A 23,367-nucleotide genomic window follows, 5' to 3' on the forward strand; every position below is an offset into this window, starting at 1 on the left:
TAGCTATCAGAGAGTTATCAATTATGTCACAACAGGATAACAGCCAGGCGATGCCTAATGCATTACCGGTTGGCTACCGATTCAATGAGTTTGAAATCGAGCAGGTGATTGGCGGCGGCGGCTTTGGCATTGTCTACCGCGCACGCGATCACCAGCTGGAACGCACCATCGCCATCAAAGAGTTTATGCCCGCCTCGCTGGCGGTGCGCAACGACGACCTGACGCTGGTGCTGCGCAGCGAACACTTCAGCAAAACCTTTCATGCCGGGCTGAACAGTTTTATTCAGGAGGCGCGCCTGCTGGCGCGCTTTACCCACCCGAACCTGCTGCACGTACTGCGCTTCTGGGTGCAGAACGATACCGCCTATATGGGCACGGCCTTCTACAGCGGTACCACCCTGTCGCGTCTGCAGCAGCAGCGCCCGGAAATCATTAACGAAGCCTGGATCCGCAAGCTGCTACCGCCGCTGTTTGGTGCCATTAACACCATCCATCGGGAAGGCTATCTGCACCGCGATATCTCGCTGGATAATATCCAGATTCAGGATAACGGCGCGCCGGTGCTGCTGGACTTTGGTTCAGCGCGCAAGGCGATTGGCAACCTGTCCGACGAAACTGAAACCATGCTCAAGCCGGGTTTTGCGCCAATCGAACAGTACAGCGACGACAACGAAAGCGAGCAGGGCACCTGGACCGATATCTACGCGCTGGGCGCGGTGCTGCATACGCTGATTATCGGTTCACCGCCGCCGGTCAGCGTGGTGCGCAGCATTGAGGATAACTACCAGCCGTTAGCGCAGCGCCGTCCGGCGGGCTATTCGCTGCCGCTGCTGACCGCCATCGACCGGGCGCTGGCGCTGCAGGCGGAAGATCGTCCGCAGACCGTTGACCAGCTGGCAGCGCTGATGGAGCTGAAAGAATCGGATCTCGATGCCATTCACGAGGTCAAAGTCGGCACATCCAGCACCATGCTGGTGGCGGTTGAGGATGAAGAACCCGCGCCAACGGTGGCCAACAAGCTGCAGCGCTTTAAGCTGCCGGGAATGATTGCCGCCGGAGTGCTGGTGGGGATCGGCGTGGGTGCGCTGCTGAACTCCGGCGGCGACGATGTTCAGCCGCAGACCAGCCAGCCTCCGGCGGTGCAACCCGCTACAGAGGTAGCCAACGCCGCCCCGGCTGCCGTTCCGGCGCAGCAGCCAGCGGCCCCGGCGGCGGTCGCGCCACCGCCTGAACCGGTGGCACAGGTTTGGCTGCAGCTGGCGCGGGGTGACCAGGTGGAGATCAACGGCAAGGCCGAAGCGCTGATGCCGTCCCCCAACGGTTTTGCCACCCTGCAGCTGCCGCCGGGTGAATACCAGTTCCGCATCTCCAACGGCCGCCAGACGCGCAGCCAGACCATCACCATCGAACACGAAGGTGCGTGGCTGTTAAATCCGCAAAGCTAACCCCTCGCCCGCCGTCGTGCGGGCGCTGTTCTTCTGGAGTTCCCCTATGTTTGACCGTATCACCGTACAGCTGCCGATGGACGGCCTGCTGTTCTGGCGCATGAGCGGGCGCGAAGCGCTGTCGCAGTCATTTGAACTGAGCGTGCAGCTGTTAAGCACCGATGCGCGCATCGAGCGCAGGGCGCTGCTCGGCCAGCCGATCGTCATCTCCATCCCCACCCAGGGGATAATGAGTACCCGCTACCTGAACGGCAAAATCACCAAAGTGTCGGTCAGCAGCCAGGAGCTGAGCGGCACGCGCTACGCGGTGTANACCCTGGTGATGGAGCCGGACCTGTGGCCGCTGAAGCGCGACAAAAATCTGCGCATTTTCCAGGGGCAGACGGTGCCGCAGATCGTCAAAACCCTGCTGGGTGAGTACAACGTGGCGCTGGAAGACCGGCTGACCGGCAGCTACCGCAGCTGGGAGTACTGCGTGCAGTACCAGGAGAGCAGCTTTAACTTTATCAGCCGNCTGATGGAGCTGGAGGGGATCTACTACTACTTCCGCCACGAGGCGGACGGGCACAGGCTGGTGCTGATGGACGCGGAGCAGCAGCACCAGCCGTTCAGCGGCTACGAGGCGATCCCTTACCACGCCACGCCATCCGGTGGCATTACCAGCGCAGAAGGTATCAGCGGCTGGGAGTTTGCCGATGCGGTCACACCGGGTATCTACAGCATCGACGACTACGACTTCCGCAAACCGAACGCATGGATGCTGCAGGCGCGGCAGAATCCGGCCTCGCCGCAGCCGGGGGCGATAGACGTCTACGACTGGCCTGGCCACTTTGTTGACCACGATCACGGTGAGTTCTACGTGAAAATCCGCCAGCAAGTGTGGCAGGTGGAGCATCAGCAGATTAGCGCCACAGGCACCGCACTCGGCCTGGCACCGGGTTACACCTTTGCGGTGTTGAATGCGCCCTTTATCAGTGATAACGGTGAATATCTGACCACCGAAGCCTGCTATGACTTTGAGGAAAACAGCTACGCCAGCGGCGGCGATAGCAGCAGCAGGCACAATATCTCTGTTCAGGTGATCCCTTCGGATATCACCTTCCGCGCACAGCCGGACACGCCGTGGCCGCGCACCCACGGGCCGCAGACGGCGAAGGTGGTGGGGCCGAAGGGCGAGTCGATCTGGACCGATAAATATGGCCGCATCAAAGTGAAATTTCACTGGGACAGGCTGGCGAAGGGCGACGATACCAGCTCGTGCTGGGTGCGCGTCTCCAGCGCCTGGGCGGGCCAGGGCTACGGTGGGGTGCAGATCCCGCGCGTGGGCGACGAGGTGGTGGTCGACTTTATCAACGGCGACCCGGACCGACCGATCGTCACCGGGCGCGTGTACAACGAGGCGAGCATGCCGCCGTGGGCGCTGCCCGCCGCCGCCACGCAGATGGGCTTTATGAGCCGTTCGAAGGACGGTACGCCGGACAACGCCAACGCGCTGCGCTTTGAGGATAAAGCGGGTCATGAACAAATCTGGCTGCATGCGGAAAAAAATATGGATACCGAGGTTGAACATTGCGAAACCCATGATGTCGGCGTCGATCGTCATAAAACCGTTGGCCGCGACGAGAAAAACATCGTTAAACGCAACATGCTGACTGACGTTGGTATGCATGCAACCAGCCATACCGCAGAGAAACATATCATCAACGTCGGTGAGGATCAGGCCGTTCTGACCATGGATAAGCAGGGTAATGTGCTGCTTGAAGCCACTGCCAGCATCAGGCTGAAGGTGAAAAATAATTACATTCTGATCACCCCATCAGCGATCGAAATACAGGTGGCGGAAGGGGATCTGATGGCGGAAAGCGAGAAAGGGGCCTTATTGAAAGGCAACGAGCTTACCCTGCTGGGCGGAGGAACCGATGCGGAACTGAGCGCCAGTGACACCGTCAGTATTACCGGAACCAACGCCACCGATATCAAAGGCGCGCTGGTCAAAGTAAACAGCTAACCGTACCGGATAAGGGATCTGCATGGGTAAGCCAGCGGCCAGAGCGCTAATTGATCAAGGCGCTCATAGCGGGCCAATACAATCCGGAAGCCCTGATGTGATGATTGGCGGCTTTCCGGCGGCAAGAAAAGGCGACAGCGTAAGCTGTTCACAGCACGGCAGCGGGATTATCGTCGGAGGTTCTGCCAGCGTTATCGTCAATGGACAACCGCTGGCGAGATTGGGAGACAAAACCCAGTGTCAAACCGACGGTAAACCGCCCGTTCCGCCGAAAAAAGCCGCCCCGCCGCAGTACTGGGGCGCAACGTTAGCTAAAAACGCGGCAAAAGACGGGTTATTACACGGCGACCTCTACGACGCGCGCGCACTGGGGGCTTTTGCCAGTACGGAGGATAAAACCGGCGAGGGTGATTCAGATACCGCTTCGCTGGGATTCGCCCTGACGGATCTCACTTTGGGCAATATGAAAAGTGACAGTCTGTTAAGGGGGGAGAGCCGCACTAAGGTTGCGTCTGGTAGTGCCAGCGGGACTTATTATGGTTATGACCATGATAGTGATATCACCGGTTTTAACGCTAACGCGTCTGCCAGCGGCGTTCAGTATGGCGGAACCGCCGCCGCAGGAAAGCCGGGCGGGCTATATGGCAGTATCGCCGGGGACGTCACGGTTGTTACCGCCGAAACAAAGCTTATCGGCGAGGTTTATAAAGGTAACCAGGGGCGCTATGGATTTACCGCCGAAGCGGGCGCGGAAACGGCGGTCGTTAAGGGCGAGGGCGTGGTGAATTTTGATATCTATGGCGTCTTCGTATCGGAGGCTAAGCTGGGAGGAACGGCAGGTGGTGCGGGGGCATCTGCGGGGGTAAGTGGTTACGTAGATACTACTGACTATTCGCTTAATCTTAAGATTTCAGGCGAACTGGCTATTGCGGTAGGGTTAAAGGCTGATGTTAGCATCAAGATTGCATTAAAACCTTTAGATGAATATTTCTACGGTAAGAAGGACGTTGCATCCGAAGTTAGCATTAAGTCGGATAATGATGGTGGTATCATTATTTCTGGATGTGTAACGGTCATAATTGGGAATTAATAGTTTTATCATTGAGGCTTTGTAAATATGAGTGTGATAGTTTTTTTAATGTTCTTAATGGGTGCTGTGTTTTATATCTGGAATGGAAATGACTTCTTTGATAGGGCGTCTTGGTTAAAGTTTGGTCTGAAATTCCTTGCGATTTTCACAGGTATCATTATATTCGGCTTTTTTCAAAAAGGCTTGATGGCGATATTCCCTTCTTACTCCAATGAGCTTGCTCGTTATTTGATGACAAGGCTGGGGTTATCATTTCTTTCTGTGCTGGGAATGAAATTCCTTGTAGTCATGTTATGTACGATGTTTTCAGGATTTATGAGATTTCATAAAAAATATAACTCAGAAAATTACCAGGCGCTTTCCTCTCTTTCAAACGGTTTTTCCCCGTCATTGCTTATTCTGGCGAAATGTGTTGTTTCATGTGGCAGCGTGTTAATATTTTATGGTATCTGGCTGGCTTGAACATCTGTACTTGAGGTATTTCAATGAGCATTAAATATGGTTTTGACTTTCCGCTGAAATCTGCTTTTACGCAAGAAGATGTGCAGCAGCGCTTCTGGAAATGTCTGTATACCTCAGCAGATCATCAGATGTTGCATTACTGGGTGCTGCTGCCGCAAAGGGTTCAGCCTGCCGAACTGGCTCCGGTTTCCTTTCCTGAGGTCGGATTAACCAATATCGGGCGCTATATCACCAACGATGAGTCACCGTATCTGGAAGTGTGGGCGGCGTATCAGCACTGCCGCTGGGAGATGAACGCCTCGGACTGGTTATTTAACCGTCTTGCCCTGATGGGGGAAAAAGTGCTTCATCAGCGCATTATTGAGAACCCGTCAGGCAGCGGCAGCTTTGCTGATGTCTTAACCCTGAAAACGCATAGTTCCGGTGATGAAGTGATCTCGCGTTATACGGTGCAAAAGGACTATAACCCGAAGGACGGCGGCGGTAACTACTTCCTGCTAAAAGCATCCTGCGCCGCGCGCGACTATGCGGTATTAGCCAGCGATGTCTTTGCTATTGTCGTCAGTTGGGATCTTCTGCATCGCAGTAATCTGCCAACGGCTGAACTGTTAACGCCGGTCGAACTGAATAAAACCAGCTCGTTTAAAATTCCCGCTTCGTGGAAAGCCAGGGGCATAGCAGATAACCGCCTGGTGGTTGAACATACCCTTGATAATATTAATTACGGCGTGGTGAATATCTATTTCTACCCGAAGGAAAGCTACCAGTCACCCAATGGCGTCTACAGAGACTCTACCGTGCGTTTTCATCAGCAGGATAACGGCGTAACCTTGGCGGCGAATGAAATGGAGATCGTCGCCAACGAAGTTAATGAGGCTTCAAGCGATGTTTTTTATACCTGCACCGGTGAGATATTCAGCGCAAAAGAGAATATGCGCGCTTTCTATCAGATGGTGATTTTCAAGCAGGCCGGCCTGTGGTGCTATGCTGAGCTGGTCGGCAAGCATATAAATTATAAAGATTATCATTACGAAGAAAATAAGCGCTGTCTGGAACTGATTTTGTCAACGATGGAAATCATTAAGAGCGATACTGAATGACGGCTGATAAGTGGCCGGGCCTTGCCCGGTCACCCTGTAGCGCGGGGTTAAGATAGTGCGTATCTGAACAGGCCCGGTGCCTCAAATTCGTTTACTTCCCCCGCTGATATCATTCCCTGTCACGTTAGTGTTATATCCCAATAATTTAAAAAATAGCTGCCATATGCGCCATCAAAATAAGACCGGAGCGCCCGGCGGCTAAAACCGCAGAATAAAAGACCACGCCCGCCAACCTGTGGGTGCTGTTTTAAGGAGAGAGTTATGTTTGACCGTATCACCGTACAGCTGCCGATGGACGGCCTGCTGTTCTGGCGCATGAGCGGGCGCGAAGCGCTGTCGCAGTCATTTGAACTGAGCGTGCAGCTGTTAAGCACCGACGCGCGCATTGAGCGCAGGGCGCTGCTCGGCCAGCCGATCACCGTTTGCATCCCCACCCAGGGCATAATGAGCACGCGCTATCTGAACGGCAAAATCACCAAAGTTTCGGTCCGCAGCCAGGAGCTGAGCGGCACGCGCTACGCGGTGTANACCCTGGTGATGGAGCCGGACCTGTGGCCGCTGAAGCGCGACAAAAATCTGCGCATTTTCCAGGGGCAGACGGTGCCGCAGATCGTCAAAACCCTGCTGGGTGAGTACAACGTGGCGCTGGAAGACCGGCTGACCGGCAGCTACCGCAGCTGGGAGTACTGCGTGCAGTACCAGGAGAGCAGCTTTAACTTTATCAGCCGNCTGATGGAGCTGGAGGGGATCTACTACTACTTCCGCCACGAGGCGGACGGGCACAGGCTGGTGCTGATGGACGCGGCGCAGCAGCATCAGCCGTTCAGCGGCTACGAGGCGATCCCTTACCACGTCACGCCGTCCGGCGGCAGCACCAGTGAAGAGGGCATCGGGCTGTGGTCACTGGAGGACAGCGTGACGCCGGGGATGTACAGCATCGACGACTACGACTTCCGCAAACCGAACGCATGGATGCTGCAGGCGCGGCAGAATCCGGCGTCGCCGCAGCCGGGTGCCATCGACGTTTACGACTGGCCGGGGCATTTTGTTGACCACGACCACGGCGAATTCTATGCGCGCATTCGTCAGGAGGTGTGGCAGGCGGAGCACCAGCAGATTAGCGCCGCCGGCACCGCGCTGGGGCTGGCGCCGGGCAACACCTTTACGGTGCTGAACACGCCGTTTATCAGCGATAACGGCGAGTACCTGACCACGGAGGCGTACTACGATTTTGAAGAGAACCAGTATGCCAGCGGTGACGGTGGTGGCGGAACAAAACACAATATCGCCATCCGCGTAATCCCCTCCGGCGTGACTTTCCGCGCCACGCCGGGAACGCCGTGGCCGCGCACCCACGGGCCGCAGACGGCGAAGGTGGTGGGGCCGAAGGGCGAGTCGATCTGGACCGATAAATATGGCCGCATCAAAGTGAAATTTCACTGGGACAGGCTGGCAAAAGGCGACGATACTAGCTCGTGCTGGGTGCGCGTCTCCAGCGCCTGGGCGGGCCAGGGCTATGGCGGGGTGCAGATCCCGCGCGTGGGCGACGAGGTGGTTGTCGACTTTATCAACGGCGATCCGGATCGGCCAATCGTCACCGGTCGCGTGTACAACGAGGCGAGCATGCCGCCGTGGGCGCTGCCCGCCGCCGCCACGCAGATGGGCTTTATGAGCCGCTCAAAAGACGGCACGCCGGACAACGCCAACGCGCTGCGCTTTGAGGATAAGGCGGGCGAGGAGCAGGTGTGGATCCAGGCCGAGCGCAATATGGATACCCAGGTGAAGAATGATGCCAGCCACAGCGTGGGTAAAAATCACAGTCATTACGTTGGAGAAAGTGAGCTGCACCGGGTAGAGACCGATCGCGTGCACGGCATTAAGGGCGGCGAACAGCTGCTGACCGGCAAAGGGAAAAGCGATGCGGCGGCAGAAGCCTATGTAATAGGTTCCGGCACCACGCTGCGCCTGGAGTGTGGTGAAAGCGTCATTGAACTGACCGCCAGCGGGCAGATCAATATTGTCGGCAAGGGCTTTAATTTCTGTGTAGAACAGGACGGCTTTATCAATACCGGCGGTAAGCTGAATATTAATGATGGTACGGGGGCAGCCACCGCCGCACCGGGTTCATCCCATAAAGCCAATATTACCCGTGCCGTGGAAGCGCTGTTCCCGACAAAAAAAGGGGAGTAACGCTTCTACTGCACCAACTCAATCAATAAATTACCCTGTTGGCAAAGGTGATAACTTCTCTAAGCTTTCGGCAATTATTTTGAAGCATGAAGGAGGTTATTCTAATCGAGTAGCAGATAAAGGAGGGCCAACAAATCATGGCATTGCATGGAACACATGGAAAAAATATGCCAAAGAAGATCTGGGGATAGATCCTACCCTTCCTAATTTAAAAAAAATTACCGCGGAGCAAGCTGAGGTCATCTATAGAAAGCGTTATTGGGAAGTGAGTGGGTTTAATGATATTAAAGATCCAAAACTGGCTCTAATGGCATATGACTGGAGCATTACATCTGGTGGTGCGGGGAAGGAGATACAGAAGCTGCTAAACAATGAATTTGGGCATAAGCTTGCAGTAGACGGAGCTATTGGCCCTGATACGATTTCTGCGATGAACAGTGTTTCAGACTCTGGTAAACTAACTAACAGTATTGCCAAAGTAAGAGTCGCATACTATAAGCATTTAGTGGATGTAAACCCAAGTAATAAAGCGAATATAGACGGTTGGCTTAACCGTGTTAATGATTGCTTAAAATTTAAAGGATGAGTACGGATGAGAAAAATAAAATATAGTATTGCTTTATCGACGGCCTTACTCTCTTTTGCATCATTTTCGATGACAGACTTTTCGGGNAAATGGATAGGATCAATTAATGATGAAGATGGCGCGCCTTATTCAAACTTATCACTAAAGATAAATCAGACTGGTGAGAAATTAAACGGAAGCTATTGTTACGTTACCCAGAAAGGGAACCGCATTGATTGTGCTGATGACGGCGAAGATAATTTACACGGCAGCGTCAGCGGCGATAAAGCAAATATATTTTTTAATTCTACTTTTGGTGGAAAAAACGGTAGGGCTGAGCTTTCAATAAATCACAAGGGTATGATGTGGAAATTAGTCAGCGATCCCATCGCAGGGGAGTTCTATGCCCCCAAGTCTTTTTCACTTAAAAAAGAAGATGCTAAATTAACCAGCATGATGAAAACCAGAACGTTTTCGACGGNTAGTTTCACCATTACCATTGTGAACGGGTGTGGGGATTTTAATGTGTCCTGCCAGGACGTGNCTTATTATGGTTTACGCAATAAAGATAACAGTCAAATAAAACTTAGCGGGCGAACTATTGATGATAAAACTCACCGGGCGACAGGCGCTATTTTTAAAAGTGGCATTGTCGAATATCTTGTTTCCTTTGAACCACCAACGCTAAAAGTCACTCAGGGTAATCAGGTGCTGGTAAACCAGACTGGAAGGTGGATGTGATCATTTACAATAGATCATCGCATGGATAATAAAGATGATGGCATTGTTCAAACTATCTCAATTTTTTGTCAGAACCTGACTTATTCGAACGCAAAATTTAACCGTTCTTGATTAAGAAGCTTTATATGATGAGGAATATAATTGTTATTACTCTAAGCTTTATTTTTTCACTGGCTTTATTCTCAGTAAATTCTCAGCCATTGAGCAAGTTAGAAATAAATAAAAAGACTTTTCAGATTAAACAAACAAATGAAGATATTGCCGTACTGATTGTCCATCAGGCGATCCGTGATAACAAATTATCTTCATTAAGGGATCACTGTCTGGCTTACGATTTTGATGAGGGATCAGATAAGAATTATTATATTGTTGACGTGCGTGAGGATAAAAAATACGCAATCTGCGGAGGAGACCCGGACACATCAGTACATCTGTTCAGATTTAAGGTCGATCGTCAAAATCTCTCACTGTTAACTGATGCTGGCACCACTGATGGTTCTTTTTATTCGGTAAAGAAATAGCTTTTTCTTTAAAAATCCCACTGTGAAAGTGCAAAAATAACACGGTGGGACGCTTATGGAAAAGGATTGTCGGATCGCTATGAATATGAGCTGCAAAAATTTTCCAAATTATCAGTTAATTGATTTTCGAGGCTACAGTGATAACAAACCTTAAATTCTCTCTTGTTTTTATATTTTTCACGTCTATTAATGCTTTTGCTTATCAGTATGATGATTTGAGAAAGTTCAATAACTTAAATAGCGTGGTTAATATATTCAAAGATAAAAATTTGGATAACGACATTAAAAGCACTCTTGGTGAGCACTATCAAGATTTCATTGGGAATTTTGATGTCTATGGAGAGCCTCATGAAACAACTGATCATGGGTTATTTATCGAGGGATGGCTACAGGATCTGAGAATGCAAAATGCCTCGGCGATGGTGATTAAGCCTGATGGCAGAATCTACGCCGCATGGCTGATACCTGATAACACAAAAATAGTCTATTTTACCAATGATAAAGAGAGTAGCGATATCCAGCCAGATATAAAGCAATGGGGCGGCCGTTTTGAAAATGTCACTTTTAACGATAAGGAAACACCCTCCGGCTTTGTCAATAAAGAACCTGAGACAAGATATTTAAACACACCAGGTTTTGTGATCAGAGTCGATCTTAACTGTCAGGATAAAAACAAAGTTTGCAACAGCGCCACCTATACCGGTAAGAGAAAGTCGGATGGCGCGACATTAGTGTTATCAGGTAAGGTTATCAGATTTCATTGCGATAGCATCGTATGCCCGGTGAATGTTTATGAGTTTACCAATAAAAACACGCAATATATCCTTGAAACAGACGATTCGTCCTTAACGGTCAAAGTGAACGACAGAAAAGTGCTGACGGAAAGAGGCGTCTGGTCTACCGATCCTCAGCAGCTTTCGCAACCAGAAAAGAAATAATCAGTATGTTTTTTTTAAGCATTAAAGAGCGTGCTTAGAATGTTAACTGGCGGGATGTAAAATGAAATTATTTATTGCTGCATTTATTGTGCTTCTGTTTTCTTTTACCGTGCAGGCTAAAGAGGATGCTTATTCTGACAGCTATAATCAGTGTATGGATAAAGCGGCCGGGGTAACAGTGTCAATGCGTGATTGTTATGCTGATGAGATAATCGTTCAGGATAAAAGGCTGAATGATAACTACAGGAAGTTTATCTCGACAATGAGTGCTGATGTGAAAAAAAAACTTTATTGATGCGCAGCGACAGTGGGTAAAATTCAGGGATTTAGACTGCAATGCTTTTGCCTCTCAGGAAGCCGGTGGAACGCTGTCTGCCGTGATTGCCGATAGCTGCTATTTGAAGATGACGGCGCAACGCGCCGATGATTTTAGCCAGTAAACTAAATAGCTGCGTCTAATAGCGCTCCACTTTTGCCAGTCCGTGTTTACCGCCCGGGAACGGGCTGACCGTTTTCATAAAGTGGCGTACTTTTTTCAACAGTTGCCACATTGACCGGCACTGATGATTGCGTGTAATGGTATCGTGCAGCGCCTGCCACAGGCGCTCAACATGATTGACCCACGGCGAGTAAACCGGCTGGTAAATCACCCTGAACTTTGGATTCTGTTTCAGCCAGCTCAGCGTTTCACGGCTTTTGTGGATGATATAGTTATCGACAATCAGCGTGATCGTTTTTGCCCGGCGGTAACTCGCTTTCAGGTGCTTAAGCAGGCTGATAAACAGCACCGAACTTTTGCTGTTACCGCCAACGTAACTGACTTTGCCCGTTCCGCTGTGCAGCGCACCCGCCAGGTAATATTTTTCATTTTGACCCGGTGTTACCACGCGTCTTTGCTGCCCGCGCAGTTGCCAGTCAGCACCGATTTTTGGATTGAGGTGGATATCCACTTCATCTTCATAAAATACCGGATGCTCTGCGCTGCATTTGTCCAACGCCTGGCGGATCACCGCCATCTTTTCATCTTTGTGCGGGTCACGGATCCGCAGGGTTGGCGCAGCTCTGCGCCACACCAGCCCGGCAGCGGGCAACCAGCGACGGACGGTTCCTGCATGCAACCGGCAGCCGGTTATGTCTTTAATTTTTATAGCCAACAATTCCGTACTCCAGCGTGAACGCTGATAACCAAAATCGCCGGGAGAGTGCTTTATCAGTTCACGTAACAGAGTGCAGATATGCTCAAATGGCCATCGGCGGGAGCGCCCTGCGGGCAACGATTTCAGACCTTCAACACCGGACAACGTAAACCAGTTAATCCAGCGCCCGACGGATGAACGGGCGCAACAGAGCGTTCTGGCGACGTGGCTGACACGGTTTCCCCGGTGCAACATCAGTATGGCCGTCAGCCTGCGGGCATGATTTTTATCGCGCGTTTTATGGATAGCTTTTCGCATCAGGCGTCGTTCTTCACGGGAAATGGGTGCTATGATCGGCATTGCTCAGTCCGGTTGGTGATTTGTTTTGATTTGGCGATTGATCAGATCGCACAATCCGGGCTGAGTTCCCTCAAAGTGATCTACTATTCCGCGCAGCTATTTAGGGGCGGCAAGGCGAACGGTAGTCATAGCGCCACCGTTATCACTGAAATTTGTCTTGTGCCCGACCTGCTGCGGAAATATATATGAGTAAAATAATAAATGGCATTGCTTTATTAACCGCGTCGCTCTCTCTTTCAACATTTTCAATGACAGACTTTTCGGGAAAATGGATAGGATCAATTAATGATGAAGATGGCGCGCCTTATTCAAACTTATCACTAAAGATAAATCAGACTGGTGAGAAATTAAACGGAAGCTATTGTTACGTTACCCAGAAAGGGAACCGCATTGATTGTGCTGATGACGGCGAAGATAATTTACACGGCAGCGTCAGCGGCGATAAAGCAAATATATTTTTTAATTCTACNTTTGGTGGAAAAAACGGCAGGGCTGAACTTTCAATAAATCAACAAGGGTATGATGTGGAAATTAGTCAGCGATCCCATCGCAGGGGAGTTCTATGCCCCCAAGTCTTTTTCACTTAAAAAAGAAGATGCTAAATTAACCAGCATGATGAAAACCAGAACGTTTTCGACGGNTAGTTTCACCATTACCATTGTGAACGGGTGTGGGGATTTTAATGTGTCCTGCCAGGACGTGNCTTATTATGGTTTACGCAATAAAGATAACAGTCAAATAAAACTTAGCGGGCGAACTATTGATGATAAAACTCACCGGGCGACAGGCGCTATTTTTAAAAGTGGCATTGTCGAATACCATATCTCTTTTGAACCACCAACGCTAAAAGTCACTCAGGGTAATCAGATGCTGGTAAACCAGACGGGAAGGTGGATGTAAGTACTGAAAGCAGATCGTCGCACCGATAACGATAATACTATTATAAGTTTTATCTCCATTTTCGTTTTTAGAAAACGACGTATTTATCAGCTAAATAAGTCTTTGAGGTTACAGTGATAAAAAAACTTAAATTCTCACTGGCTTTTATATTTTGCCTGTCTGTTAATGCTTTTGCTTATCAGTATAACGATTTGAAAATATTTAACACACATAGTTAGTTTGGGGAATATTTAACGATGAAATCATGGGTAATGGCATTAAAATGCCCCTGGCAAGCAATATAGGCTCGATGAACACCAGTCTGGCAATTTTAGCTTCACTTTTAAACGATACTCATTAAATAAACAAAATAGAGCCGGAAGCGATCCCCAGATCCTTCCGGCTTTTTACTTTGAACAGCCCGCCACGCCAGCGGCCATTGACATATCCCATCGGCACGCGGGTGTTTATAAAGAATCAAACGGTTTTGCGCGCTGGCTGGTGAGACAGGAATGCCCATTCCCGCAGGTAGGTGTTGCCTTCGCAAAAGGAATTGTCGCGTTCATCAGTCGATATTCGAATAAGATTACGCTAGGGGTAATCTTATTAACTAATTAACAGGATTTAAAACCGATCCATTCATCGATCCTTTTTATCACTACTTCGGCAGGTGTGAGCAGAGCCAGTATTTCGTAACGATTTTTTTGGAGTCTTGCTATTCTGCTATTAGCATCTGAGAAGTCTCTTGCTCTATCAATGAAATCCGTAGTATTCATGACTATTTCACGGGCATAAGCCTAAGGCAGGTGGCGTTCTATGAACGCCTTGCTGTGAAAATTAGCAGTGTTATTATCGTAATGCCGTGCAGTTTGTTTCCAATAAAGCCGGTTTGCCAGAGCATAGCGCGATATATTCGCGCTAATGTGTGATTACTCACTATAAACGCAGCTGTCATGCCTGGCATAAAAATAAAGTCGAGCCGTCTAAAAGTTCATATATTTCACCCGGGTAAAATCTTCCAGATAAAGAATGGCTCCGTAAAAAATAAAAATCGTTTTTTGATATTAATTGATATCGAATGGCTAAAGTTACTGTGAGAATTACGTTAAATTGATGTAGGTTTTCCTCACTCATTTTATCTCTGGAGACTGCATCGTGCCTAATATAACCCTGCAAATACCCCCTCAGCCCCTTTTATCCTGTGCTCCTGGCGATTCATCCGAACCTAACACGGAGGCAACTTTACTCAGTAACTTGCTGAAGTCTGTAACCAATTCGACCTTCAGGTATGTTGTCAATCCGGTTTTGAACGCCGGGAAAGGTGTTTACCGCTCGTTGCGTGAGCGGTCTCCCTTGCAAGTATACCGGGCCTGCGAACAACATATTGAATTAAAAGCCGTTCACACAGAGGGCGAGGTTTTTCGCAGCGAGGCTGAGTTAATCAATGATTCACGCCGTATACAAAATGGGCAGCAGATTCTGCCGTTATTACTGAAGGGGAAGGTAGGGATTGCTCTGGGCGCGGCTTTACTTGCCGGATCGGGCCTCGGGGCGGGATACTATTTCAAAAGAGGTGGCAGGGATCCTCAGGAAGGGGATTATTCCGGTCATCAAGCCGCTACGGGCTACCCTGTTTCAAATTTTACTGACGCTGATAGTGGCAGAGCGGCAGAGGATTCATCCGCTATTTATCCTTTTAGCCACGACGATGCGGTGAACTTTAGTAGCATTGAACCCCCGGCTTTTCCATCCGTTGTGCCGGGTTTGAAAAAAACGACGGCGAAGGAGTCAGAATCCGTCCCCATAAGGGGAAGACGGCATATGGAAACTCCGGTAGGGGTAAAAGAGGCAAACCGTGAAATTAGTTGGCATCTTTATAACGAAAATTATCTTGAAGAATTGGCTGTCAATAAACAAGATATCTATTTTGCAGCAGCAGCCTATCTTTTAAGCGTAGATTCAGATGGCATGAGTATGCAAGAAGAAAGAACAGGTATATTAGCGAGAATAATACTCGAAGCAGATGATCTGTATGGAGGAAGAGAGAGCGAGCCACTCTCTGCCATGCAGGCAACATCGGTTGTCCGTCACTGGTTTTTCAGCAATGTACTGGATTGTCTTCCGGTAGAAATTGTTGCCAGGAGGATAGCTTTCAATAAGTATCATTCTGATAATAAGCCCAAAAGTATCAAAGAGAATTTCTCACTGCCGTCACTGTATAAACACAATTACGTATCAGAAAATGGATCTGATAAAAGATATTTTGATGCTTTCAACCAGATATGGTTATCCATACTCAATGAAGACATGCCGTTTCTAAGGTTTGCAGATTACTCGGACAAAGATCCCTTACTGTATAGCGATAAGTTTGCTTCACTTTATGCTGGTGCAAGATTTCTTGATGATATTAAACAACCGAACATTACCTTAGAAGACGCAGTGAAAGCCGGTGACAGAATATGGGATTTAGCCGCAGACGGAAATCTTACTGAAGATCAAATAGGTTATCTTCGAGTGCCAACCCTCTTTTATATGGCTAAACATTCACCCAAAAATGTCCGCTATGAGATGAACCTCCGCGATATTAGTCCGGCTGAAGTTGACGAATATATACAAATCAGAAAAAAAAATGCTATCCGCCCGACCTACCAAAAATATTACGATGCGATCAAATCATGGCTACCTAAGAGAAAACTGGCAGATAGTATCATATCCCAGTGCCCCCCTGGATCAGCCGTCCTGGCAGACAATTGGGGATATGCCTCTCTTTCTCCAAAACAGAACCGTGAAAAGCTCAGGCAGCATTATATGACTGGGGCGGCAACGCCCTGTAAAGGCGCCCCCGCTAGTTTGAGTGATAAGTACAGGGAGCTGACAAATAATGTGGCAAACAGCTTCCTTGAACTCGACAAATATCTTATTTATTCATCATTAAAAAATTTGCCAAGGGTTGAATATACTTTCATTACTGCACCAGACGCCATAATGCGTCCTGTCAAATTTAGTATGAAAACCCATAAGGGCACCTGGGCCACATACGGAGTAGCAACGCCGACGGTAACCTATCTCTCACTGAAGAAAATCGATCTTGTTTCCGTGAGTCAGGGAAATGAAGAGAGAATCTATGCGCTGACAAGAATAAGTGCAGGAATGACTGGTTATAATATCATCCGGGTTGATCATGGCATCCGTAACTATATCGATTCCGGGATTATTGATTATAATTTTTTTGGAAAAAATTATGAATTTTCCGATCATACGGTCAGGAGTAGCGGCAATGAATTTCACTATACAATAAAAGCTGACGATAATGTTGTTACCGCTCGTAATGGAGATATTCAATTACTGATAAAATTTCTTAGCAAAATCCATCGTGACGATCTCTATGATTCTCTTTATAAAGTGGGTAACGATCCTTCCGATTTCGAAAAGGTCTGGAAGGTAGTCAAGGTAGGCATTCCCTTTTATGACTGTCTCGAAGGAATAATAAGCAATGATCCCATGCAGGCTGTTCCTTCATGCATGATGGACGCTGCACAGCTTGTTCCTGGAATAGGGAGAGCAGCAGGTTTGGGAGGACGTTTTGCTATGAAGCTTGCTGTTGGGGTTCGTCATGGTGTAGCCAGTCTGGCCAAGGGGGCAGGAGTACGGGTAGCGGCTAAAAGCACGCTCAACTATGTCAGCTTGCCCAGTATGGCTGAGATGGCTTTATTAGGAAAAACAACACTGAGAAGCATCGATCCTGGTTTTGAGCTGTTGACTACTGTCAGCAGGAGCTTTTGCAAAAAAATTAAGACGTTGCTGGCCTCCGACAGCCAGACAGCTGACCTGGCGAGCAAAATCATGCCGCCAGGCATAAATGATATCAAGTCTGTTGCATCATCAGATGAATCAGTAATCGCACTGATCTCCGACGCGGAAATTAGATTACCTTTAAAACGTGTCGGGGATGAAAACGGCCGAAAGGTTTATGTTCGTTTTAATCCTGAAACGGGGGAAGCGTTCGGCTTACACTACCTTCTGGAGGATGGATACTTCCATCCTGGCGTAATAAAAAATGCTGCGGCAAACCTTTATCCCGCCAATAAACTTCAATATGTACTTAATGATGTTCCTGCGCTTTCTTCACCAAGTTTAATACATGCTACTCCTGATGATAACGGTTTATATACCTACACAGATCCGCTGACGAAACAAACAATCCAGGCATTGAAAGTGAATAACCAGTTCTATCGGATTTACCCCGGAAGAGAAAATTGGTTATGGCACGTTGGTGATAAAAATGGAGTAGAAGTAGCCCGGTTTGATCACCTGTTTTACAAAATCAATTATGCTAACAGGCTGGATGTAAAGTATAAGCCCTGTCGGGCGGGGCGCTCACCTGGCGGACGCTGCGTGCATCTGTCCCCCAGGCTGGAAACTATTTTCAAAGAAAATAAGCGTTATGGCGTTCCTGAGAGCGAGAATGCTTCTATTAAGCCGGCAAAATCCCATCCTGGGCTGTTTGCGAATCCGGATGGAAAGCTATATATAAAATACGAGGACGTCTTTTTCAGATTTAAAAATGAACATCCCAACCATTCGGATGAAATTCTTTCTGTTATCGGGCCAAAATCAGGTGGTGTTTTTGGAAAATTAATTAAAAAGAGAATTGCAGAGGTTACTACCAGCAGAGATGGGGGAGGGTATTACTTCAACACGCCAGAAGAGAATATGATGGAGTGCGCAGGAACCAGCCAGGCATTGGCACAGCTGCATTCAGCCATGAGAAGGTTGTCGTTTATGGAATATCGAAAATTTCTTATGCCTGCAGAAATGAGGGAGACGGTATTGAGGATGGATAAAAAAATATTGAATAACAGGGATTATTACGCAAATGATCTTACACCAGAAGAAGAAAATATCGTCAGTGTTTTCAGAAAGCAGACGGACGAAATGCTGGCGGAGGCAGGGAAGTTCTTTCAAAAGGGAGTGAGTTATATTAATAAATGTCATATCCCCGCAATAGCATTAACGGATAAACCGGAAGATATTTTTTCAAAGATATATGAAAGGAACAACGGTGTCGCCATAGGTGAGGACCATTCATCAATAGCCAGTAAAAAGTTTATTATTGATAATATTGATATTCTCTATAAAAACGGCGTCAGGACACTTTATATCGAACACCTGCAGACGGATATGCATCAGGCCGATCTGGATAGTTACTTTCAGACAGGGAAAATGTCGCTCAGCCTGAAAGAATTCATCAATGACATGGATGTTATGGGTTGGACAGACCTGCTCGGAATTTATAACTTTATGACGCTGATTCAAACGGCACAGAAGAGGAAAATTCGGATTACGGCTATCGATTCATTTGTCAGTTATAATGGATTTTCGCCAGGTTCAGGAAACACTGACAGGGTGGCATTAATGAATTACTACTCTCACTTACTGATAAATAAAAATCAGTTACACCACCAAAATAAATGGATTGCGCTGGTGGGGAGCGCTCATACAAATACTTTCGAAGGTGTGCCTGGTCTGGCTGACTTAAACGGAATCGTCAGTATTCGGGTTAACGATCTTCCCGCGGGTGAAGCTGGCGGAATATTTAAAGATCCTGGTGAGGTTTATCACTGTTTTCGTGCGAGCCGCGCAAGGATTGCACAAGCGGATTTTTTACTTGAAATGGGGGTCACTGATATGCGCCGCGTGGCGGCACCGCCTTCTGCAGAAAGTTTATTACATATTCCCGGTCAGTTCGTTATCAAGCGCAGAGGTAATAAAAACGTTCTGATATATATGGATAGAGAGTCTAATTTAATGCAGTACCCGATAGAGACGACGACAGATAATCATTTTTATCTGAATACCAATGAACCTCGTTGGGATATCGTTTCCAGAGAAAGGTTTAAGCGCCTGGATGAGATGGTAAGATTTATTCAAAGCAACCGGGGTATGAAGCTGGTTGCCTGATGATCATGGCTGGAGATGGTCGTCCGGGATCACGAAGCCCGGACTGGTGCTTTTAACACATGCTCTGCCCTTGCACCGGCTGATATGCCTGCCGCATCGGGGGCAGGCAGTTTGCACTGCCCGGTGTGCAGATGCTAACCGCTTTGCACTTGTCTCCCTTTTACCTTAGATAAGAAGAGAGTTATGCCCATCGATCTGCGTCAACCTTATCCATTGCTTAACAGCTATGTATTTAATCACTATCGCCAGTACTGCCCGGCGGAGTATCACGATGACATTGCGCATGACCGTTGCCTGCAGCCGGATTATGGCCGCTGGCTGAGCGGGCAAAATCCACTGCCGCACTGGTTGAGTCATCCGCCGCCGCAGGGCAGCGAACAACAGCGGTTAGATCGCGCCAAAGGGGCGCTGGTCGGGCTGGCGGTGGCGGATGCGGTGGGCACCACGCTGGAGTTTCTGCCGCGTGACCAGCAGTTCGTCAGCGATATGGTGGGCGGCGGCCCCTTTCAGCTGAACGCGGGCGAGTGGACCGATGACACTTCAATGGCGCTGTGCCTGGCGGAAACCTATCTTGATCTCGGCAGGCTGGATCTGACCGAGTTTCGTAACCGGCTGGTTAACTGGTATCGACAAGGGGTCAACAGCGCCAACGGTACCTGTTTTGATATCGGTAATGCCACCCGTTATGCGCTGGAGCAGTACCTGCTTCAGGGCGCTGACTGGTTCGGCAATACCGAGCCTCATAGCGCGGGCAATGCGGCGATTATCCGTCTGGCCCCGGCGGCGATTTTTCAGCGTCACTCTCTGCTGCGTACCCTGCATGATGCAGAACAGCAGGGGCGCGCCACTCACGGCGCGCTGGAGTCGCTGGATGCCAGCCGCCTGCTGGCGCGGGTGCTCTGTTTACTGCTGAATGGCGCAGATAAGCGCACGGTAATGGCTCCGGCGCTGTGTCCGTTTAATGCCCGAACCGCGCTGATTAACGCCGGGGAATATCAGCAGAAATCCCGCGAGCAGATCCGCTCCAGCGGCTATGTTATTGATACGCTGGAAGCGGCGATGTGGGCGGTATGGCAGACGGATAATTTCCGTGATGCGGTGCTGCTGGCGGCCAATCTGGCCGACGATGCCGACAGCGTGGCCGCCACCGCCGGTCAGATTGCCGGGGCGCTTTACGGCTACAGCGCCATCCCGCTGGAGTGGCGAAAAAAACTGGTCGAAGAGCCGCGCATTGCCCTGCTGGCGCAGCAATTGTTTGCAGCCGCGCCGGTGGCGTAGCGCATTATTGCCCAGTCTGACCGCCGAATCCCTTCCGTACTTAGCGCAACCGCCCCGGAGTAACGATGCAAAAAAACCGCTCAGACCGACAGCCGCCGGGACTGATTCTCAGTGCTGACGGGCGTCCCTGCTGTTTCTGGCAGCCGTCAATGCCGGACTATCATGATAATGAGTGGGGCAGGCCGGTGGTGGACGACCGCCTGCTATTTGAAAAAGTCTGCCTGGAGAGCTTCCACTCCGGCATGTCGTGGCAGATGATTTACCACAAACGTGAAAATTTTCGCCGCGCCTTTGACGGCTTCGACTATCGGCGCGTGGCGTGCTACGACGACGAGGATGTGGCGCGGCTGATGGCGGATCAAGGCATCGTGCGCAATCGAGCGAAAATCTGCTCGGCAATCAATAATGCGCGCTGTGCGCTGGCGCTGGAGCAGGAGGCGGGTTCGCTGGCCGCGTGGTTCTGGCAATTTGCCCCCGCAGCAGAGGATCGCCCGGCGCTTATTGATTTTGATGACTGGCAGACGCACAAAACCTCCCCACAGGCGATAGCCATGTCGCAGGCGCTGAAGAAGCGCGGCTGGACGTGGGTAGGGCCGGTAACCGCGTATTCACTGATGCAGGCGCTGGGGCTGGTGAACGATCATCTTGCAGGCTGCTGCTGCCGTGAGGCATGCGAAACCGCCCGCTTGCTATTAGCGGGGCGCTCTTAGCGAATTAATGCAGCGCACTGTCGTCTTTCGACTGATTCAGCGCCGTTCTGCATTGTGTCTGGCGCTGGGATCGGCGAAAATGCCGACCATTAACGTTCAATCAGCTGTGGATCCCGCTACGCACGCTGCGTGACGGAGTGGCACAGCGCCAAACCAGAAGAATCTTCATGTCAAATGCACCTTTTATGCAAGAGGTGGCCCGCCGCCGCACTTTTGCCATCATTTCCCATCCGGACGCCGGAAAAACCACCATCACCGAAAAAGTGCTGCTGTTCGGACAGGCAATCCAGACCGCCGGTACGGTAAAAGGCCGTGGCTCCAGCCAGCATGCCAAATCTGACTGGATGGAAATGGAGAAGCAGCGTGGCATCTCCATCACCACCTCGGTGATGCAGTTTCCCTATCGCGGCAGCCTGGTAAACCTGTTGGATACCCCAGGGCACGAAGACTTCTCTGAAGATACCTACCGTACCCTGACGGCGGTGGACTGCTGCCTGATGGTGATCGACGCGGCAAAAGGCGTTGAGGATCGTACCCGCAAGCTGATGGAAGTCACCCGCCTGCGCGATACGCCGATCCTGACCTTTATGAACAAGCTGGATCGCGATATCCGTGACCCGATGGAAGTGATGGATGAGGTGGAAAGCGAGCTGAAAATCGCCTGTGCGCCGATTACCTGGCCGGTTGGCTGCGGCAAGCTGTTTAAGGGCGTTTACCATCTGTATAAAGATGAAACCTATCTGTATCAGTCCGGTAAAGGCCACACCATTCAGGAAGTGCGCGTGGTGAAAGGACTGAATAACCCGGAGCTGGATGCCGCCATCGGCGAAGACCTCGCTGCCCAGCTGCGCGACGAGCTTGAACTGGTGCAGGGTGCCTCGCACGAATTCGACCGTGACGCGTTCCTCAACGGTAAACTCAGCCCGGTATTCTTCGGTACGGCGTTGGGTAACTTCGGCGTTGACCATATGCTCGACGGGCTGGTGGAGTGGGCGCCATCGCCGATGCCGCGTAACACCGATCTGCGCACCGTCACCGCTACCGATGAGAAATTCAGCGGTTTCGTGTTCAAGATCCAGGCCAATATGGACCCGAAACACCGCGATCGCGTGGCGTTTATGCGCGTGGTGTCCGGCAAGTACGAAAAGGGCATGAAGCTGCGCCAGGTGCGTACCGGTAAAGACGTGGTGATAGCCGATGCGCTGACCTTTATGGCCGGTGACCGTTCACACGTTGAGGAGGCATATCCCGGCGATATTATTGGCCTGCATAACCACGGTACTATCCAGATCGGCGACACCTTTACCCAGGGTGAGAATATGAAGTTCACCGGCATTCCGAACTTCGCGCCGGAACTGTTCCGCCGCATCCGTCTGCGCGATCCGCTGAAGCAGAAACAGCTGCTGAAAGGCTTGGTACAGCTGTCGGAAGAGGGCGCTGTACAGGTGTTCCGTCCGGTGCACAACAACGATTTGATCGTTGGCGCGGTCGGTGTGCTGCAGTTTGATGTGGTGGTGGCGCGCCTGAAAAGTGAGTACAACGTCGAAGCGATTTACGAAGCGATCAACGTCTCTACCGCGCGCTGGGTTGAATGTGACGACGTGAAGAAGTTTGACGAATTCCAGCGTAAAAATGAGATTAATCTGGCCCTCGACGGCGGCGATAACCTGACCTATATCGCTCCTACCATGGTCAATCTGAATATTACTCAGGAACGTTACCCTGACGTGGTATTCCGTAAAACCCGCGAGCATTAATCCTCACTTTCCCCAACGGCGGGCGGGTTTCCCTGGCCCGCCCGCTTACAGACTCCTCTGAAAGAACCTTTTATTTGCTGCTTTATCCATCAATCTCTTTCCCGTTCCCGGTGAAATCCTGATTACCAACTATATTCATTGCCACAGGACGAAAATATGCGGCGCGGTTGCTGCAACGTTCACAGGCGATAGCACGATGCCAACCCCTACAGTCACGTCGTTTGTG

14 protein-coding genes and 1 pseudogene are annotated in these 23,367 nt (G+C 50.1%); 14 read left to right on the forward strand and 1 reads right to left on the reverse strand.

The window, feature by feature from the left end; translation table 11 throughout:
• Positions 1–23: 23 nt before the first annotated feature.
• From EPYR_RS03340 to EPYR_RS21385, 10 genes and pseudogenes are all read left to right on the forward strand, one after another.
• The gene (locus tag EPYR_RS03340; RefSeq protein ID WP_012666999.1) at positions 24–1,445 is read left to right on the forward strand and encodes a serine/threonine protein kinase; all 1,422 of its coding nucleotides are present in this window, start codon (positions 24–26) and stop codon (positions 1,443–1,445) included.
• Positions 1,446–1,491: 46 nt separating this feature from the next.
• Positions 1,492–3,453 carry a type VI secretion system Vgr family protein gene (locus tag EPYR_RS03345; RefSeq protein WP_014538561.1) on the forward strand — a complete coding sequence of 654 codons (1,962 nt, stop codon included), beginning with the start codon at positions 1,492–1,494 and terminating at the stop codon, positions 3,451–3,453.
• Between the two features lie 22 nt (positions 3,454–3,475).
• Positions 3,476–4,543 carry a PAAR domain-containing protein gene (locus tag EPYR_RS03350; protein WP_012667001.1) on the forward strand — a complete coding sequence of 356 codons (1,068 nt, stop codon included), beginning with the start codon at positions 3,476–3,478 and terminating at the stop codon, positions 4,541–4,543.
• 27 nt (positions 4,544–4,570) lie between these two features.
• Entirely contained in the window at positions 4,571–5,005 is a 435-nt protein-coding gene (locus EPYR_RS03355; protein ID WP_012667002.1) for a hypothetical protein, read from the forward strand.
• A 23-nt stretch (positions 5,006–5,028) separates the two neighbouring features.
• Complete coding sequence (locus EPYR_RS03360; RefSeq protein ID WP_012667003.1) at positions 5,029–6,105, forward strand: hypothetical protein; 1,077 nt, start codon at positions 5,029–5,031, stop codon at positions 6,103–6,105.
• Positions 6,106–6,366: 261 nt separating this feature from the next.
• Entirely contained in the window at positions 6,367–8,295 is a 1,929-nt protein-coding gene (locus tag EPYR_RS03365) for a type VI secretion system Vgr family protein (protein WP_014538562.1), read from the forward strand.
• Between the two features lie 79 nt (positions 8,296–8,374).
• Positions 8,375–8,881: a glycoside hydrolase family 108 protein gene (locus EPYR_RS03370; RefSeq protein ID WP_012667005.1), complete on the forward strand. Its 507-nt coding sequence runs from the start codon at positions 8,375–8,377 to the stop codon at positions 8,879–8,881.
• Between the two features lie 845 nt (positions 8,882–9,726).
• Entirely contained in the window at positions 9,727–10,122 is a 396-nt protein-coding gene (locus EPYR_RS03380) for a hypothetical protein (RefSeq protein ID WP_226060700.1), read from the forward strand.
• A 269-nt stretch (positions 10,123–10,391) separates the two neighbouring features.
• The gene (locus EPYR_RS03385; RefSeq protein WP_226060701.1) at positions 10,392–11,060 is read left to right on the forward strand and encodes a hypothetical protein; all 669 of its coding nucleotides are present in this window, start codon (positions 10,392–10,394) and stop codon (positions 11,058–11,060) included.
• A 184-nt stretch (positions 11,061–11,244) separates the two neighbouring features.
• A pseudogene (locus EPYR_RS21385) lies at positions 11,245–11,500 on the forward strand (lysozyme inhibitor LprI family protein).
• A gap of 15 nt (positions 11,501–11,515) precedes the next feature.
• On the opposite strand, the gene EPYR_RS03395 reads toward EPYR_RS21385, so the two are convergent.
• Positions 11,516–12,556: an IS630 family transposase gene (locus EPYR_RS03395; protein WP_012666458.1), complete on the reverse strand. Its 1,041-nt coding sequence runs from the start codon at positions 12,554–12,556 to the stop codon at positions 11,516–11,518.
• A gap of 2,034 nt (positions 12,557–14,590) precedes the next feature.
• On the opposite strand from EPYR_RS03395, the gene EPYR_RS03405 reads away from it, so the two are divergent.
• From EPYR_RS03405 to prfC, 4 genes are all read left to right on the forward strand, one after another.
• Entirely contained in the window at positions 14,591–19,396 is a 4,806-nt protein-coding gene (locus EPYR_RS03405) for a membrane-targeted effector domain-containing toxin (protein WP_012667012.1), read from the forward strand.
• 183 nt (positions 19,397–19,579) lie between these two features.
• The gene (tri1, locus tag EPYR_RS03410; RefSeq protein WP_012667013.1) at positions 19,580–20,674 is read left to right on the forward strand and encodes an ADP-ribosylarginine hydrolase Tri1; all 1,095 of its coding nucleotides are present in this window, start codon (positions 19,580–19,582) and stop codon (positions 20,672–20,674) included.
• Between the two features lie 65 nt (positions 20,675–20,739).
• Entirely contained in the window at positions 20,740–21,384 is a 645-nt protein-coding gene (locus EPYR_RS03415) for a DNA-3-methyladenine glycosylase I (RefSeq protein ID WP_012667014.1), read from the forward strand.
• 167 nt (positions 21,385–21,551) lie between these two features.
• On the forward strand, positions 21,552–23,141 hold the full coding sequence (prfC, locus tag EPYR_RS03420) for a peptide chain release factor 3 (RefSeq protein ID WP_012667015.1): 1,590 nt from the start codon (positions 21,552–21,554) through the stop codon (positions 23,139–23,141).
• The last annotated feature ends 226 nt before the right edge of the window (positions 23,142–23,367 follow it).

Source organism: Erwinia pyrifoliae DSM 12163, from assembly GCF_000026985.1.
Lineage (GTDB): Bacteria > Pseudomonadota > Gammaproteobacteria > Enterobacterales > Enterobacteriaceae > Erwinia > Erwinia pyrifoliae.